Raw genomic sequence first — 16,118 nt, forward strand, 5'->3', positions numbered from 1 at the left:
GGCTGGCCCATGGATCGTTCCATGGGCCAGCATGTGCGGTGTGAACTGAAATCAGTGCGCCTTGCCGGCCCGCTGCGGCACCAGCCACAGCGCCAGAGCGATGGCCGCCAACAGCACCAGCGTGGCCATATCCCGCCCAAGGTTCAGCCCGCCCTGCGCCAGCGGCTTGTCGAGGAAATCGCCCACGGTGGCGCCCAGCGGGCGCGTCAGGATAAAGGCGGCCCAGAACAGCGCGGTGCGCGACAGGGCCGTAAAGCGATAGAGCAGCGCCAGCACCAGCAGCGCTCCGCCGAACAAAGCCGCGCCGCCCAGATAGCCAAGGCCGCCATCATCGGCCGACCAGTCGCCCAGCGCCGTGCCCAATGTCTGCGAGAAGGTGATGGTGAGCCAGTAGAAGGCCTCGGCCCGCGGTTCGGAAACGCTGGTGACCGAGACGGTGCCCAGCACCAGCCGCCAGGCCAGCAGCGATCCGGCGACGCAAGCCAGCAGCACTGCGCTGCCCCCGGTGTAGCCGATGCCCAGCGAGCGGTCGAAGAAATCGGCCAGCGCCGTGCCCGCCGTGGTGGAGGCCAGGATCGTGGCCCAATAGAGCAGCGCATGGAAACCCTTCGCGCGGATCTGCGCGGCGACAAGGATCAGCAGCGGCACGCAGAACAGCGCGATCCCGGCGGCATAGCCCATGTCATATTGCTGGGTGAAGAGGTCAGCACCGGTTTCGCCCAGCGTGGTGGCAAGAATCTTGATGGCCCAGAAGCCCAGCGTAACGGCGGGCACTTTGGCCAAAGCTTGAGCCGGAGCGTCGTTCTGAGCCGAGGTCGGGGGTTGGGAAGGCATGCTGGTCTGTCGTCCTGAGAAGTCTGCCGGTGAGGCACGGTCCCCCTGTATGGGACTGCGCAGGCCAGCGCCATCACCGGATCGCAAGGTTGGGAAATGACAATCTCGGGCCAATGTCACCCGGATGATAGGCCGGTTGCAGGAAGGGCACCACCGCAACCGGCCCGTGACGTGAAGATCAGTACTTCACGCGCACATCCATCAGGAAGGAACGCGGCGGCAGGAAGTTGAACTGATCCGCCCCTGCGTAATAGGTCTGGCCATTGGTGACGACGGTGCCGCCATTGGAGATGGCGGTGATCGCCCGGCTGTTGAACACATTCGATACGGTGGCACCGATGCGGAAGTGCTGGCCGATCTCCTGGCTCACCGCGAATTCGCCCGTGCTGTAGGGGCTGAGGCGATACATGCGGATGCCGGTGGTGGTGACCACGCTGGAGGACAGTTCGGTGGCATATTGCGGCCCGGTGAACTTCTGGCTGAAGGACACGCGCGTGCCGTGGTGGCGATAGATCAGTCCCGCCGCCGCCGTGCTGAAGGGCGCCTTGGCGATCTGCGCGCCCGTGGTACCGGAATGGGCGTAGTTGTAGGAGCCATTGCCGAACAGCGTCAGCCCGGCGATGGGCATATAGGCCAGCTGGCCTTCCACGCCCTTGTAATGCACGCTGCCGATGTTCACCAGCGCGCCAGAAATCGCATTGGCTGAGGTATCGGTGGCGATCTTGTTGTTCACGTCGATCTTGTAGACATCGACATCGACCGAAACCTTCTTGCCATGCCACACCGAGCCCAGCTGATAATTGGTCGAGGTCTGGGGCTTGACCGAGGCCAGCGCCGTGCTCTGCTGCACGGAACTGCCGGTGCCGGTGGTCGGCGTGTAGAAACTGGAGAGATCAGGAACATACATGCCCTGAGCGTACTGGCCATAGACGGAAAGGTTCTGCACCGGCTGCCAGTTGATGGTGGCGAAGGGCAGGGTCTTGGTCCAGGTGTGCGAGTTGTTCGAGGGCGAACGGTTGGCGTCAGCATTGACCAGCGCGTTTACGCCGCGGTTGAAGTTCACATATTTCACACCGGGCGTGACCGAGAGCGTGTCGGTGGGGCGGATTTCGAACTCGCCGAACAGCTGGAACTGGTCCCAACTGGAATTCTGCTCATACTTCAGGTTGGCCATGGAGATCGAAGGATATTGCGACGTGGCAGCCGTACCCAGATTGGCCTTCTGGTCATAGCTGGGCTGGCCGGTCGTCCAGTCAAAATCCCAGGTGTGGCGCCAGCTGTTGGCATGCTCGTACCAGCCGCCCACCTTCACCTTGCCATATTGGAAGGTGTAATCGACCTGACCGATGTAGCCCAGAACGCGGTATTTGTTGAGCTTGTTGTAGCCCGGAACGTCATTGGGGGCAGTCACCGCCTTGTAGGGCGAAGCCGCCGTGCCGGCACCGGTAAAGCCGCTGACGACCGTGGTGGTGTTCCCCGAGAGCGTGTTGTTGGTGTAACCGTACATATAGGCACGGTTGTCCATCGAGAAACCGCTGCCCAGCTCGCTCTGCAGACGCAGGTACGAGAAGTCGGTGGTCTTGTCGGTGCGGTTGTACTTCCAGTAATCCTGCTTCGTCGGGTCGCTGCCCATGCCGTAATTCAGCCCATACTGGCCGATGTTGGAACTGGCCGCGCAATTGGTGGCCTTCAGCGTGGCCGCACCAGAGACCTGTACGCCGCAGGTGGCGCCCTTCAGCACGTCTGACTGATAGTAGAAGTTGCGGTTGTAGGTGCTCAGAATGGTCAGCGTGTTGTGTTCGCCGATGGGCACCACGCCCTTGAAGAACAGGTTCTTGGAATTGACCGGCGAATTGGTCAGCGCGCCGTCGGAGCGCAGATACTGCCCGGCCAGCACGAATTTGGCGCCGTTCAGACTGTCGATCTTGCCGCTCTGGATTTCGAAACGACCGATGGCGCTGTTCCAGTTGCCCAGCAGACCTTCAGCCTGAACGCCACGCTTGTCACTGACATTGCGCGAATACATGTTGAGATTGCCACCGTAAGTGGCCTGACCCAGCTGGCTGGCATTGCCCGGCCCGCGATCGACCACGATGGTTTCGATCGTGTCGGAGGGGAAAAAGGCGGTGGAGTGATGGGTGGGGTTGTTGGTGTCGGCAAAGGGGATCGAGTCATAGGTGACGTTGTATTCGCCATCCTGAAAACCGCGGATCACCGCCTTGGTTTCGCCAAAGCCCAGACCGTTGCCGGTGCCGGTGATCGAGACGCTGGGCGTCAGCGCGATCAACTCGTTGAAGTCCGAGGCGGCATTGGCATTGTCGATAAAATCGCGGCTGACCGCTGACTGCGGCTGGGTGGTGGTCAGCGAGGCCGAGAGCGGCGCGGCCTGCGCCGTGCCCGAGCCCAGCACGATGATGTCGGAGGAAGTCAGCGCCTGCTTGTCATTGGCCTGACCCGCCTGATTGGCGCTGGTCGATTGCGGATCGGCGGGATTGTCAGCCGGAGCGGGTGCCGGTTCGGTGGCAGCCAGAGCGGAGGTGGCGAAAAGGACGGTGGCCAAAGCGGTGCCGCCCTTCAAAAACGAAGGGAAAGAAATCATGATAAAAGCCCCCTGAAGGAAGGAATTACGGCTTGGAAAGTTCGGCCCGTGCGGCGGCAATCTTGCCGGCCAGACGCGGATCGGCGAGCAGATCGATGCCCACCATCGTGCCGATGACATGGCTGGCCTCGGTGTCGCTGGCGTAATGGGCGCCGCAATAGAGGCGGCTCACCGCATAATCATGCGCGCGGGCCAGAATGAGCTGCGACTTTTCGGGCATCAGATGCGCCAGAACCCAGCCTACCGAATAGCCCAGCGTCGAATGGCCCGAAGGATAGGACTTGTATTCCGGCTTGGCCGGATCAGGCTTGTATTCGCAGAAGGGGATCGAGGGATCGGTGCTGTAGGGGCGCATGCGGTGGAAAAAAGCCTTGCTGTCGCCCGCTGCCACATCCGCTTCGGACTGGACCAGCGTGAGCAGCGCCCAGGTGGCGGGTTTGGTTTTCAGGTCGAAGCCCAGCACATTGTTGAACAGTGAAGGATCTTCATTGTCGCTGTCCACCTTGGCCTGAGCCAGGCGTTCCGGCGTCGCCTTGGCCAGCAGGCGGTGCAGCGTCTCCAGTTCGAACGCCTCGGCGGGGGAGCCATGGGCGGCGGGCGGCGGCAGGATCTGCGCGGGGTTGAACCGGGCGGCATCGAGATATTGCAGATGCTTGGCGGGAGCTTGCGCCAGTGCCACGCCGGGAAGGGCGGCGCCGGTCAGGGCGGTGCAGGTCAGGGTCAGGGAAAGGGCGAGGAAACGCTTCATGGTCGATCCTTTGCGGAATCTCTGTGTCAGGCCTTGGGGGCGACGATCAGGATGGTGAAGGTGCCGGGCAGCGGCTTGCCGCGCTTGGCGCCGGGCTCAGGCGCGGCCAGCGTGGCGGTGGGCAGATAGATGCGCCCGTCGCGCGGATCGATCGCGCCGGTCTTGGCGCCCACCTGCGTGGGGATGATCTGTGCCACGCTCACATTGTTGGCGTCCGCGATCGACAGGGCCACCAGCGTGCCGCTGCCGCCGCAAGGCACGAAGGCCAGCCCGCGCGCTTCATCCAGCAGCACGGCATCGGCATCCTTGCCGATCGGCAGCGTGGTCAGCGTCTTGCCGCTGGCGGTGTCGATCACCAGCGCCACGCCATTGGCGCAGGCCGAGATCAGCCGCGTGCCATGGGCGAAACGGGCCAGACCCGTGGGGCCCTCGCAGCCGGGCAGCTCGATCTTGCGCAGCAGCTTGCCCTTGGCCAGATCGACTTCGGCGATCTTGGCCGCGTCTTCAAGGTTGATGAAGGCGCCGCCCTTGCCGTTGGTGACGGCGAATTCCAGCCCGCCTTCCAGCGTCATCGTGCCCACCACCTTGTGGCTTTTGGCAAGGATGGTGGTGATCGTGTTGCTGCCGGGGCTCATCACCGCAACCTTCCCGGTCTGCGCGTCATAGAAGGCGGCATCGGGCTTCTGGCCGCTGGGCAGCTGAGCATCGATATGGCCGGTGGCGGCGTCGATAAAGCGCGTCAGGCCGGTCTTGCCGTCGGTCTGCACCACGGTCTTGCCGCTCTCGATGGGCAGCGCCTGATGGCTGCCATCCGCTGTGGCGAGGGCGTCGGTGACCTTATGCGTGGCAATGTCCATCGCCATCACCGCATTGCTGCGCGCCACATAAAGCACGCCGCGCACGGGATCGACATTGGCGAAATCCCAGCCGCCATCGGCTCCGGCCACCTTGTCCACGACGGCATAGGCAGGAGCAGAGGCGGCATGTCCGGCGGCAGCGGACGCAAGGCAGCAGACGGCAAACGCCGTCGAACCCAGAAAGCGGGTGAGCATGGAGGTGGACCCTGTGTTGTGAAAGGAAAGTGCAACGCGAATGTGTCGAGCTGCGAATTAGGGTCCGCAGATGACTGATCTGTGACGGTTCCGTTGGCTTCGGGCGGAAAAGCCCAACATTGGGAAATGATAATCTCCCCTCAATGTTTGGCATGGCCTGAAACCGGCGGAATGACGGGCGATGTTTTCCTCACCGGGGGGATCATCCTGAGTGAAAAGTTTAGGCGGCGTTAACCTAAAAACGCCATCATAGGCCCCGCAGAACGATGTGAAATCTTCAAATTTATCAATGCTGACGGATATCGAAACAATCCGATCCCGGGCAGCTTCAGGGGTATGACGTGTGCTGGTGCTTCGTGACCATGATCATGATGGTATGATGCCCGGAGAGGCGGCGGGTGCTCAGGCCCCTTTGCCGACCCCCGCAGCCAGCCTCGATCCCGCCGACTGGGCGGCGCTCCGCGCGCAGGGTCATCGCATGCTTGACGACATGTTCGACCATCTGGAGCATGTGAAGGAAGGCCCCCTCTGGCAGGAAGCGCCGCAAGCGATCCGCGCCACGATGCGGGCGCCGCTGCCGCTCGATCCCAGCGATCTGGCTGACGTTCACGCTCACTTCAAGCAGGCGGTTCTGCCCTTTCACGGCGGCAACATCCACCCCGGCTTCATGGGCTGGGTGCAGGGCGGCGGCACAGCGGTGGGCATGCTGGCCGAGATGCTGGCGGGCGGCCTCAACGCCAATCTGGGCGGGCGCGACCACATGCCGATCGAGGTCGAGCGCCAGATCGTCGCCTGGATGCGCGAGGGCTTTTGCTATCCCGACAGCGCCGATGGGCTGTTCCTCACCGGCACCTCGCAGGCCAATTTCGTGGCGACCATCCTTGCGCGCACCCGCTGCTGCGGCGCATCGGTGCGGGGCGGCGGGATTGCCGAAGCGCCGCGCCTGATCGCCTATGCCTCCCGCGAAGTGCATGGCTGCGTGCCGCGCGCCATGGATATGGCGGGGCTCGGCACCGATGCCTTGCGACTGATCCCGGTCAATGCTCTGGGGCAGATGGAGGTTGAAGCGCTGCGCTGCCAAATCGCGCAGGACAAGGCCGCTGGCCTGACGCCCTTTATGGTGGTGGGCACGGCGGGCACGGTGAACACCGGCGCCGTCGATGATCTGACCGCGCTGGCCGCCATCGCTCACAGCGAAGGCCTGCATTTCCATGTCGATGGCGCGCTGGCGGCTTTGGCCATCTTCAGCGAGCGGCTCGCCCCTCTGCTGGCCGGGATCGAGCAGAGCGACAGCATCGCCTTTGATTTCCACAAATGGGGCAGCGTGCCCTATGACGCCGGTTTCCTGCTGGTGCGCGACGGCGCCTGGCAAAGGGCGGCTTTCGCCTCGCAGGCGGCCTATCTCACCCGCGCGCCTTCGGGCCTTGCCGGCGGTGAGTGGTGGCCCTGCGATATGGGGCCGGACCTGTCACGCGGCTTTCGCGCCCTCAAGACCTGGTTCACGCTCAAGACCTATGGGCTCAAGGCGCTCGGGCGGGCGATGGAGGCCAATTGCGATCTGGCAAGCGATCTGGCCCGCCGCGTTACAGCGCATCCCGATCTGGAACTGCTGGCACCGGTGGCGCTCAACATCGTCTGCTTCACCTATGCGCCGCGTGGGCAGGCGGGAAATCGCGACATCAACCGCCGCATCGTGGAAGACCTCCACGCCCAGGGCAAGGTTGCCCCCTCCCTGACCCTGATCGACGGCAAACCGGCCATCCGCGCCGCTTTCGTCAATCACCGCTCCACCCTTTCGGATGTCGACCTGCTGATCGAAGGCGTTCTCGCCTTTGGCGCGCGCGCGATCCACACCTTATGAGATCCATGATGCAGACCCTTGCCACCCGCCCCCCGATCCTTGACGCACCATCCATTCTGGGGCTGCATCGCATCCTGCCCATGGCCTATCGTCAGGAGTCCTTCGAGACCCTGTGGAACGAACGCCTGCAACGGCTGAAGGCCGATGATCGGGATGCGGCAGCCCTGATGGATATGGCGATCATCCTGCAAAGCCTGAGCCGCACGCAGGACGCCCGCGTGATGATGGATCAGGCCATCACCATCCGCAAAGACTATGCCGTGGTCCATGGCGATGGCTCGGGGCCGCGCCTGCTGGCGTTGGTCACGGCGGGCGATTTCATGGCCAACACGCCGATCGATTTCCTGCTGAACGGCTCGAATGCGGTGCTGCTGCTCCATTATGTCGATGCTGAAACGCCCGATCTGGACGATCTGCCCGATCACGATATCGCCTTTTTCGGCATCAGCGAGGCCAATGATCATGGGCCTGTGCTCGCCCGCATGGAGCGCCTGCTGCCTTCCTATCGCTGCCCGATGATGAACCGCGATCCGGCCCTGATTGCCAGGCTGACGCGCGACGGGGTCAGCGCGATGCTGGCCGATGAGCCCGCGATCCTGGCGCCCCGCAGCTATCGCCTCAGCCGTGCGAAGGCGGCGGCGATTGCCTCGGGCGAAGCACCGCTCGGCGATCATCTGCCCGGGGGAGCATTCCCCATCATCATGCGCCCTGTTGGCACCCATGCGGGGCATGGCATGGAGCGTATCCTCGCTCCATCCGATCTGGCGGCCTATCTTGAAGGCGCTCACGGCGACCAGTTCTACATCGCCCCCTTTGTCGATTATCGCGGCGCCGATGGTCTGTTCAACAAGCAGCGCATCGTGCTGATCGACGGCAAGCCCTATGCCAGCCATATGGCGCTCTCCGAGCATTGGATGGTGCATTATCTGAACGCCGGCATGGGGGAGAGTGCCGCAAAGCGCGCCGTCGAAGCCGGTTGGATGGAGCATTTCGACACGGATTTCGCGCAGCGCCACGCCGCCGCTTTCGAGGCGCTGACCCGCCATATCGGCCTCGACTATTTCGGCATCGATTGCGCGGAACTGCCCGATGGGCGCTTGCTGGTCTTCGAAGTCGATGTGGCGATGATCGTGCATGACATGGATGATCGCGAAACCTTCCCCTACAAGGTGAAACCCATGCAGAAGCTCTTCGATGCTTTTATGGCCGCTGCCGCAAAGAAGCGGAGGCAAACCGCCATGCGGGTCGCATGAGCCGCCTCGATCCCGATGCGCTGCTGGCCAGTGGCGGGGATGAGCGTCTGGCGCTCGATCCCGCCAGCGGGCTGAACATCTATGGCTATGGGGTGGTGCCCCGGCCCGGCGATCTGGCCATGGGCTCTTCCACGGCCTCCACCATTTCCGCGCAGGCCCGTGAGGCGCTGGCCGCCTCGCATGCGCCGCTGATGGAACAGGTCCGGCGCGATGGCGAAGAGGTGACCTATCGGACCGAGGTCACCAGACTGAGCGGCAGGCTTCACGCTTTGCTGGGCGTGGATGGCGCGAATGCCGATGTTCTTTTCTCACCCTCGGGCACCGATCTCCATCTGCTGGCGACCACCTTGCTGGCGGGCGCCACACGCTCCCTGTTGACGATCACGCTGGAGGGCAGCGAGACCGGAAGCGGCGTGGTCACGGCGGCGGGCGGGCGACATTTCATGAGCCAGGCGCCCGATGGTTCCCGCGTGGCCAAGGGCATGCCGCTGGAGGAAGTCCATCAGAGCCTTTCCCTGCCCGTGCGCGACGACACAGGCGCCCTGATCCCCTCCATCGAGATCGAACGGCAGCTTGATCTGACGATCGGCGCGGCGATCCGCGCAGGTCGCGATTGCCTGCTGGTGACAGCGGATGTGACCAAGACCGGCCTGATCGCGCCCGACCTCGACACGGTCTTCCGTCTCAAGGCGCGCTATGGCGACCGGCTGTGGATCATGGTGGATGCCTGCCAACTGCGTATATCTCCGGCGACGATCCGGGCTTATCTGGCGCGCGGGATGATGGTGGCGATCACCGGCTCCAAATTTATGGGCGGGCCGATTTTCAGCGGTGCCTTGCTCTGCCCGCCCCCTGTTGCGCGGCCCCTGTCGGCGGCGATGGTGCCAGCGGCTTTGGGCGCCTACTTCGGTCAGGATGATGTGCCCGAAGGCTGGGCCATGCGGAGGCATCTGCCCCGCCGTGCCAATCTCGGCCTGTTGCTGCGCTGGCAGGCGGCGCTGTTCGAATGGGAGCAGCTTCAGGCGCTGGGAGGCGATGATGTCGCGCAGACGATCCAGAGTTTCGCCACGGCGGTCACACGCCGGTTGACGGGCGATGCCGCTTTCGAACCCATCGCAACCCGGCCTCTGGATCGCGGTGCGCTGCAGGTTTCGCAGCCGCATAAGATCGACACCACCCCCACGATCTTTCCTTTCCTGCTGGCCCGACTGGATGGCGCCGGGCGCCGGGCCGGATGGCTGGACAGGGATGAAACCCGCCTTGTCTACGATCATCTGGCCTCGGGAAAAGTGGCGAGCCGGAGCATCCGTCTTGGCCAGCCCGTGGCATGCGGGGCGAGGGGCGGCGTGCCCGTCTCGGCACTGCGCCTGTGCCTGAGTGCAAGGCTGATCGTGGATTGCTGCGGCAAGGCGGATGGCATGGAGCGTCTGGCGGAGGATGCCATGCTGGCGCTCGATGGCGCCGCGCAGGCAGCGCGGGATCTGGCCGTCGCCACGCCGCTGAGGAAATCGGCGTGATGCGGCGGGTGGAACGTGCCCAGCTTCGAGTGTAATCAGGAACTGGACAAGGATTTATCGACAGGAAAGCGAATGCAAAAAGGGGAGGCATGCGCAAAGCCCTTTCCCAGTCGGACTTGCTTCCCGTCATTTTGCGGATTTGGTTTCCACGGCATGGACGCCCGGTTCCTCCTTCATCCGGGCCACGCCTGAGCGGATGTCGCGCCGGGACACCCGGACGAGATGGACGGTGGTTTTGGCCACATCCTCGCCATCCGGCGTGGTCACGTCCGGGGTGGTGATCAGGCGCTTGATCTGCCCTCCGCGCACGCCCAGAATGCGTTTGACATCCTCCACGCCCAGCACATTGGTTTCGGCGTGGATCACCAGCACGGCGCTCTGCACGCGGGCGCGATAGGCCTCTTCCAGCGGCTTGACGCCCACCAGGATCAGCAGGATCAGCGCCGTCGTCAGCCCCGCCGCGACATAGAGCCCGCCACCCGCCGCAAGGCCGATGGCGGCCACGCTCCATACGCTTGCCGCAGTGGTCAGGCCGCGCACCGAATTGCCGCGCATCATGATCGATCCTGCCCCCAGAAAGCCGACCCCGGTCACCACCTGCGCCGCGATCCGCGAGGGATCGAGCACCACATGCGGCATCTCCAGCGCATGCTGAAAGCCATAGGCCGAAACGATGATCAGCAGGCAGGAACCGACGCTGACCAGCATATGGGTGCGCACCCCGGCGGCCCAGAGCAGGCGCTCGCGCTCGAAGCCGATCAGGCTGCCGAACAGCGCGGCCGCGGCTAGACGCAGGGCGATATCCCAATCACTGATCATGCTGTGACTCCCGAAGCAGGCCGAGCGCGGAGGCGCTGTGGCAGGCGGTGTATTTGCCCCATTCCAAATCCCGGCATCTGTGCAAGAAACGCCCTTGGCGACTTGCGGTTCATGGATCGAATCCGATAGTGGAGCCTTCTAAACCGAGGGGGATACAAGGATTGGAGACGCAGGGTCCGGTCATGCAATGCGCAGCGATACCTTACCGCAGAACGCACAAGGGCGGGTTGGAGATCCTGCTGGTGACGTCGCGCGGGAAGGGGCACTGGATCATCCCCAAGGGCAAGGTGAAGCCGGGCAAGAGCGCTGCCGTCTCCGCGCAGGAAGAGGTCTATGAGGAGGCCGGCGCGCGCGGCACGCTGGATCAGGCTCCGCTGGCGCGCTTCGACCTGCCGCTGCGTGGAACCGACACGCATGAGCAAATGCAGATCTTCGCGCTGGAGATTGAGGTTCTGGCCCTGACATGGCCCGAAATGTTCCAGCGCCGGCGCCGCTGGGCCAGCCTCGCCGAAGCGCTGGAGCTGGTCAGAATGCCGCATTTGCGCAAGGCACTGAAGAACTTCGCCACAGTCATGGCGCCGATGGTCTGAGCTTCTGCATTGGACGGCCACGCTCATGCCGGAACGACCGGCCGGCGCAAGTCCACCTTCCGCCCAAACGCCGCGCCATGGTGGATGCGGGCGGCATCGCTGCTGTCGGGCATGTCTCCCATGGCGGGGGCGGCCATCAACAGGCCGGGCAGCAGGAAAAGGGCAATCATCGCGCCGCCTTGGCACAGCGCAGCTGACGCCATGCTGACGGGCGCGGCTTACCAATAGGCGCTCATCAACTCGGTCACCCAGTCGGGCTGGCGGATGGTGCCGCGCGGCAGGAATTCTTGCATCACCGGCTTGATGTCGATCACCGGCGTGCCGTCGATGGCATCGAGCCCCTCGACATGCAGCGCCCTGCCTTCCACCGCCACGATCCGGCAGACGGTGACCCCCAGACGGTTGGGCCGGTTCTTGCCCCTCTGCGCGAAGATGCCGGTCAGCGGCCAGTCCGCGCGGCCTCGGGGATGGCGCGCGCCGGTTTCGATCTTTTCGGGCGGCACCTTGTCGAACAGGAAGATCACCTCGGCATGGCTGAAACCGTCCAGCCCGGCCAGAGCAGCAGGTTCGAAGCGTTCGGCATCCAGCTCGATGATGCAGCGGCTCTGGCCCCAGTCATCGTCGGTTGGAGCGGCGCGGCCGCCGCGCACATGGCCGATGGCTTCGATCACATAAGTCATGCTGTTCTCCCGCTTTTTTGCTCACGCCTGCCGGTCATGGAGCGCGCGCTTTCTGCGCCAACTCAGGCGCCGGGTCCAGCCTGACGTCATCCCCGGACCTGCAGAATGCGATGGCCCGTTTCATCGCACACCAGACAGGTCAGGCAGTTTGAGCGATAGGCGCCGGTGTCGATGCCGATGCGGTTGGTGCGGTATTGCGGCGCCTTCACGATGACATGGCCATGCACGACGATCCGCCCCCAATCGTGATCGCTGCTGAGGAAGGGCTCACGAATCCACATCAGATCATGAGGGGCCTGCGCTTCGAGCGGCACGCCGGGGCGCAGCCCGGCATGCACGAAGACATAGCCGCGCCAGATCATGCCGAGCCCCAGATCGGAGAGGAAGCCATGATGCTCGGTAGGCATCGCTGCGAACAGGCGGTCGCGGAGCTGCGGCCAATCCTGCTGCGCCGGATCGCCCGCGACGATGATGCCATAGCTTTCCAGAGCCTGCAGACCCCCGAACTGCATCCATGACGGTCCGTTCTCATCAGGATGATGCAGGAAATCGATCATCCTGTCCTCGTGATTGCCTTTGAGGAAGATGCGCCGCACCCCGTCGGCAAAGGGCCGGCACAGGCGGTCGATCACCCGCGAGGAATGGGGGCCACGATCGATGTAGTCGCCCAGATAGCAGATCAGGGCGCGCGCCGAGGGGTATGTGGCGATGTCCGCATGGATTGCGGCCTCCATGGCCTCAAGCAGATCCAGCCGCCCGTGCAGATCGCCGATGGCGTAGACCACATCCGCCGCGTCGCTTTCGTCAGGAAGGTCGAGCGGGGCGGATGTGGGATAGGCCATCGGTTTGCTCCTCAGGCGCTCAGGAAGGTGGTGATGCGCGTGGCAATCTCGACGGCATGGGTTTCCAGAGCGAAATGCCCGGTGTCGAGCAAATGCACCTGCGCATCGGGCAGATCCCGCTTGAAGGCCAGCGCACCCGCCGGAACGAAGATCGGATCGTTCTTGCCCCAGATCGCCAGCAGGGGGGGCTTGTGGTCGCGGAAATAGCGCTGGAAATCGGGGTAGAGCGCGGCATTGGTGCGATAGTCGCGGAACAGGTCGAGCATGATGTCGTCAATGCCGGGGCGCTGGGTGTAACAGGCGTCCAGCGTCCAGCCATCGGGCGAGATCAGGCTGGGGTCCGGCACGCCATGGACATATTGCTGGCGGATGCCTTCCGTGCCCAGTTCGCCGCGCAAGGCCTCACGGTTGGCCCGGCTGGGATCGCGCCAATAGCGCTGGATCGGCTCCCACACCGTGCCGAAGCCATCATCATAGGCATTGCCGTTCTGCGAGATGATGGCGGTGATGCGCTCCGGATGGCTCAGCGCCATGCGCAGGCCGGTGGGCGCGCCATAGTCGAAAATATAGATGGCGAAGCGCTGCAGGCCGATGATCTCGGTGAAACGCTCGATCTTGTGGGCGATGGTTTCAAAGCTGTAGTGAAAACTGCCCTGCGCCGGAAAGGCCGAGCGGCCAAAGCCGGGCAGATCGGGCGCCACCAGATGGAAGTGGTCGGCCAGCAGGGGGATCAGCTCGCGGAACATATGGCTGGAGCTGGGGAAGCCGTGCAGCAGCAGGATGGTCGGCTTGGCGGGGTCGCCCGCTTCGCGGTAGAAGATGTCGAAGCCATCGACATCGACGGATCGATAGGTCGGATGATGGTCCATGCTCTCTCTCCCTGTGACTGTGCTAGTGATGGGGCCGGGTGCGGGTGCGGGTGCGGGTGCGGGGGCGGCATGCGCTAGCGCAGGGGCCGCCAGCAGGGCGGCGGTGAGGCTGCGCCGGGTTAGAGTGTGTCCGGTCATGGCGGCTCCTTTCTCGAAAAGCTGCGGCTGCCGTGTGGCACCACGCTTGAGAGGTAGCCCTTGAGCAGGAAATCTATAATATGGCGATTTCGGCGATCATCCTTCCATATTCTGAAAGTATGCCATGGACCGGTTCGAAGCGATGTCCGTTCTGATCGAGGTGGTGGAGCAGGGCAGCCTGTCAGCCGCCGGGCGCACGCTGCGCATGCCGCTGCCCACGGTGAGCCGCAAGATCAGCGATCTGGAGGTGCTGCTGGGTACGAAACTGCTGATCCGCAGTACGCGGCGGCTGACGCTGACCGATGCCGGCGAAACCTATGTCGCGGCGGCGCGGCGCCTGCTCGACGATCTGCGCGCCGCCGAGCAGGAGGCCGCCGGGGAGATGCTGGCCCCGCGCGGCGATCTGGTGGTGACCGCGCCCGTGATGTTCGGGCGGCTGCATGTGTTGCCGGTGGTAACGGCCTTTCTGGGGCTCTATCCGCAGATCAATGTTAGCCTGATGCTGGGCGATCGCAATCTGACCTTCGGCGACGATCCGGTGGATATGGCGGTGCGGATCGGCGCTCTGGCGGACAGCAGTCTGGTGGCGACGAAGCTCGGCACGATGCGCAGTCTGGTCTGCGCTAGCCCGCGCCTGTTCGAGCGGCACCCCCGGCCAGCCCGGCCTGCCGACATCACGGGTCTGCCCTGCATCCTCAACGATACGGCGATGAACCGGGGCGGCTGGGCATTTCGATCACCGGAGACCGGCGCGACGCTCAATGTGGATTGCCACCCCCGCCTGCGCGTCTCGACCGCCGAGGCCGCAATGGAAGCTGCAAGAGAGGGCGTGGGGCTGGTGCGGCTGTTCCATTATCAGGTTGCCGATGCGCTGGCGGATGGATTGCTGGAAGCGGTGCTGGAGGATTTCGAAACGCCGCCCGTGCCCGTCCATGTGGTGCATGCGCCGCGCGGGCGGCTGCCGCTGAAGATGCGTTGCTTTATGGATCATGCGGTGCCGCAATTGCGGCGGCGACTGGCGCGGTTGTGACCCGGCCAGCCGCCACGGCCCGGCTCATTCCTGAGCGGCGAGTTTGTCCAGATCGCGGCGCACCATGGCGGAGCCCGCATCGCCCTTGGTGAAGTTCACCAAAGTGGCGCCGGTGCGCTCGATGTTGCGCTGGGCGGCTTCGATGATCGGCTTGTCCTCGGTGAGGAAGGCGCGGTTGATCACGCCCACCAGATGCGCGGTCAGCTCCTCATTCGCTAGATCGAAATCGCGGGCCGAGATCCAGTAATAGTGGGTGGAGTTTTCGGTCTCGGGGGTCAGGATATGGGCGGCGGGGGTGCGGATGCCGGTTTCCCGCGGCGTGCCCGGCGCCATGATGCCCAGATCCAGCAGCAGATTGCTGGCGGGCAGCCATTTCATGTCGAGATATTTGTCCACCCGCTCGGTCCGGGTCCAGGCGCGCTTGTGCAGGGCGCTGGGCGGCAGGTCGGGCCAGATGGCGTTGACCGAGACGCTGTTGCCCTCGCGCAGCACGGTGACCTGCTGCACCTCGGCGGCGCCCGGCTGGCCCACCGTGCCGGGGTGGATGTAATCGGCATGGGCGAGATCGAGCAGATTGTCGATCACCAGACGGTAATCGGCCTGAATATGCAGATAGCCGCGCCCGGTGGTGAACTTTTCCGGCGCGTTGAACCAGCTGTAATCGGGGATCTGTTCGGGGTCGGCCAGAGCGGCGTCTCCGGGCCAGATCCAGAGCATGCCATGGCGTTCCTCGATGGGATAGGCGCGGCCTTTCAACCGGTCGGGGGCGCCCTGAATATGCGGGTTCTTGCGGCAGACGGCGCCGCGATCCAGTTCGATGCCGTGATAGGGGCAGACGATGTGATTGCCCGTCACCGTGCCAAGGCTGAGCGGCACAGCGCGATGCGGGCAGACGTCCAGCAGTGCGCCCGCCACACCATCTTCGCCGCGAAACAGCACCACCGGTTCGTTGAGCATGGTGATGGCGCGGGGCGCCTGCCCCAATTCGCTCGCCCAGCCGGCCATATACCAGGCGTTTTTCACGAAACTCATCGGCATCGTCCCTTTCTATGCGGCGCTCTCCTGCACGAGGGCGCAATTTGTGGATTCGTCGTGATCGTCTGGCGCGCCTTTCAGCGCCGCGATCCGCTCCATCTGATGCCCACAGCGATAGGACGTTGCCGCATGCGATGCGCGATCTCAAAATGTTGTCGCTGATGCCCCTTCCATGGTCTTTCGCGATCACCGGGGGCAGGGCAAGGGCTGCGGGGCCTGTCGATAGCACTCAGGCATCGTGACCATATAAG

General features: G+C 64.2%; 15 protein-coding genes. 5 read left to right on the forward strand and 10 right to left on the reverse strand.

Features of this window, described 5'->3' with window-relative positions; translation table 11 throughout:
- Positions 1-51 precede the first annotated feature (51 nt).
- The 4 genes from HGK27_RS27670 to HGK27_RS27685 all read right to left on the reverse strand — a co-directional run bounded on the left by HGK27_RS27670 (position 52) and on the right by HGK27_RS27685 (position 5,233).
- Complete coding sequence (locus tag HGK27_RS27670) at positions 52-834, reverse strand: COG4705 family protein (protein ID WP_206244016.1); 783 nt, start codon at positions 832-834, stop codon at positions 52-54.
- A 178-nt stretch (positions 835-1,012) separates the two neighbouring features.
- Positions 1,013-3,433: a TonB-dependent receptor gene (locus HGK27_RS27675; RefSeq protein ID WP_206244017.1), complete on the reverse strand. Its 2,421-nt coding sequence runs from the start codon at positions 3,431-3,433 to the stop codon at positions 1,013-1,015.
- Positions 3,434-3,458: 25 nt separating this feature from the next.
- Positions 3,459-4,181 (reverse strand): phosphatase PAP2 family protein, encoded by a 723-nt coding sequence (locus tag HGK27_RS27680; RefSeq protein ID WP_206244018.1) that lies wholly within the window; start codon positions 4,179-4,181, stop codon positions 3,459-3,461.
- Positions 4,182-4,207: 26 nt separating this feature from the next.
- Positions 4,208-5,233, reverse strand: coding sequence for a YncE family protein (locus HGK27_RS27685; RefSeq protein WP_206244019.1), 1,026 nt, complete (start codon positions 5,231-5,233; stop codon positions 4,208-4,210).
- 343 nt (positions 5,234-5,576) lie between these two features.
- On the opposite strand from HGK27_RS27685, the gene HGK27_RS27690 reads away from it, so the two are divergent.
- From HGK27_RS27690 to HGK27_RS27700, 3 genes are read left to right on the forward strand one after another with little or no spacing between them, the layout of a single operon-like run.
- Positions 5,577-7,094 carry a pyridoxal phosphate-dependent decarboxylase family protein gene (locus tag HGK27_RS27690; protein WP_456094186.1) on the forward strand — a complete coding sequence of 506 codons (1,518 nt, stop codon included), beginning with the start codon at positions 5,577-5,579 and terminating at the stop codon, positions 7,092-7,094.
- A gap of 5 nt (positions 7,095-7,099) precedes the next feature.
- A complete protein-coding gene (locus HGK27_RS27695; protein WP_206244020.1) occupies positions 7,100-8,347 on the forward strand; it encodes an ATP-grasp domain-containing protein in 1,248 nt (415 codons plus the stop codon).
- Positions 8,344-9,864, forward strand: coding sequence for a hypothetical protein (locus tag HGK27_RS27700; protein ID WP_206244021.1), 1,521 nt, complete (start codon positions 8,344-8,346; stop codon positions 9,862-9,864). The genes HGK27_RS27695 and HGK27_RS27700 overlap by 4 nt, the downstream gene beginning before the upstream one ends.
- A gap of 126 nt (positions 9,865-9,990) precedes the next feature.
- Here HGK27_RS27700 and HGK27_RS27705 read toward each other — a convergent pair whose 3' ends face one another.
- Positions 9,991-10,683, reverse strand: coding sequence for an MgtC/SapB family protein (locus tag HGK27_RS27705; protein ID WP_206244022.1), 693 nt, complete (start codon positions 10,681-10,683; stop codon positions 9,991-9,993).
- 242 nt (positions 10,684-10,925) lie between these two features.
- On the opposite strand from HGK27_RS27705, the gene HGK27_RS27710 reads away from it, so the two are divergent.
- Positions 10,926-11,273 carry an NUDIX hydrolase gene (locus HGK27_RS27710; protein WP_206244023.1) on the forward strand — a complete coding sequence of 116 codons (348 nt, stop codon included), beginning with the start codon at positions 10,926-10,928 and terminating at the stop codon, positions 11,271-11,273.
- Between the two features lie 23 nt (positions 11,274-11,296).
- Here the strand turns inward: HGK27_RS27710 and HGK27_RS27715 are convergent, their stop codons facing one another.
- From HGK27_RS27715 to HGK27_RS27730, 4 genes are all read right to left on the reverse strand, one after another.
- Positions 11,297-11,443, reverse strand: a complete 147-nt coding sequence (locus HGK27_RS27715) for a hypothetical protein (protein ID WP_206244024.1) — start codon at positions 11,441-11,443, stop codon at positions 11,297-11,299.
- Between the two features lie 48 nt (positions 11,444-11,491).
- Positions 11,492-11,953: an SAM-dependent methyltransferase gene (locus tag HGK27_RS27720; RefSeq protein ID WP_206244025.1), complete on the reverse strand. Its 462-nt coding sequence runs from the start codon at positions 11,951-11,953 to the stop codon at positions 11,492-11,494.
- Positions 11,954-12,039: 86 nt separating this feature from the next.
- Positions 12,040-12,795 (reverse strand): metallophosphoesterase family protein, encoded by a 756-nt coding sequence (locus HGK27_RS27725; protein WP_206244026.1) that lies wholly within the window; start codon positions 12,793-12,795, stop codon positions 12,040-12,042.
- Positions 12,796-12,806: 11 nt separating this feature from the next.
- Positions 12,807-13,664 carry an alpha/beta fold hydrolase gene (locus HGK27_RS27730; RefSeq protein ID WP_241127553.1) on the reverse strand — a complete coding sequence of 286 codons (858 nt, stop codon included), beginning with the start codon at positions 13,662-13,664 and terminating at the stop codon, positions 12,807-12,809.
- 262 nt (positions 13,665-13,926) lie between these two features.
- On the opposite strand from HGK27_RS27730, the gene HGK27_RS27735 reads away from it, so the two are divergent.
- A complete protein-coding gene (locus HGK27_RS27735) occupies positions 13,927-14,832 on the forward strand; it encodes a LysR family transcriptional regulator (protein WP_206244028.1) in 906 nt (301 codons plus the stop codon).
- A gap of 24 nt (positions 14,833-14,856) precedes the next feature.
- On the opposite strand, the gene HGK27_RS27740 is transcribed toward HGK27_RS27735, so the two are convergent.
- Entirely contained in the window at positions 14,857-15,864 is a 1,008-nt protein-coding gene (locus tag HGK27_RS27740; protein WP_206244029.1) for an aromatic ring-hydroxylating dioxygenase subunit alpha, read from the reverse strand.
- Between the last annotated feature and the right edge of the window lie 254 nt (positions 15,865-16,118).

The organism is Novosphingobium terrae, assembly GCF_017163935.1.
GTDB classification, from domain to species: domain Bacteria; phylum Pseudomonadota; class Alphaproteobacteria; order Sphingomonadales; family Sphingomonadaceae; genus Novosphingobium; species Novosphingobium terrae.

Coding starts and splice junctions, on each gene's coding strand:
- HGK27_RS27730 (WP_241127553.1), bottom strand. CDS start 13,664: ATGGACCATCATCCGACCTATCGATCCGTCGATGTCGATGGCTTCGAC.
- HGK27_RS27695 (WP_206244020.1), top strand. CDS start 7,100: ATGATGCAGACCCTTGCCACCCGCCCCCCGATCCTTGACGCACCATCC.
- HGK27_RS27700 (WP_206244021.1), top strand. CDS start 8,344: ATGAGCCGCCTCGATCCCGATGCGCTGCTGGCCAGTGGCGGGGATGAG.
- HGK27_RS27680 (WP_206244018.1), bottom strand. CDS start 4,181: ATGAAGCGTTTCCTCGCCCTTTCCCTGACCCTGACCTGCACCGCCCTG.
- HGK27_RS27740 (WP_206244029.1), bottom strand. CDS start 15,864: ATGAGTTTCGTGAAAAACGCCTGGTATATGGCCGGCTGGGCGAGCGAA.
- HGK27_RS27735 (WP_206244028.1), top strand. CDS start 13,927: ATGGACCGGTTCGAAGCGATGTCCGTTCTGATCGAGGTGGTGGAGCAG.
- HGK27_RS27675 (WP_206244017.1), bottom strand. CDS start 3,433: ATGATTTCTTTCCCTTCGTTTTTGAAGGGCGGCACCGCTTTGGCCACC.
- HGK27_RS27715 (WP_206244024.1), bottom strand. CDS start 11,443: ATGATTGCCCTTTTCCTGCTGCCCGGCCTGTTGATGGCCGCCCCCGCC.
- HGK27_RS27685 (WP_206244019.1), bottom strand. CDS start 5,233: ATGCTCACCCGCTTTCTGGGTTCGACGGCGTTTGCCGTCTGCTGCCTT.
- HGK27_RS27725 (WP_206244026.1), bottom strand. CDS start 12,795: ATGGCCTATCCCACATCCGCCCCGCTCGACCTTCCTGACGAAAGCGAC.
- HGK27_RS27720 (WP_206244025.1), bottom strand. CDS start 11,953: ATGACTTATGTGATCGAAGCCATCGGCCATGTGCGCGGCGGCCGCGCC.
- HGK27_RS27705 (WP_206244022.1), bottom strand. CDS start 10,683: ATGATCAGTGATTGGGATATCGCCCTGCGTCTAGCCGCGGCCGCGCTG.
- HGK27_RS27670 (WP_206244016.1), bottom strand. CDS start 834: ATGCCTTCCCAACCCCCGACCTCGGCTCAGAACGACGCTCCGGCTCAA.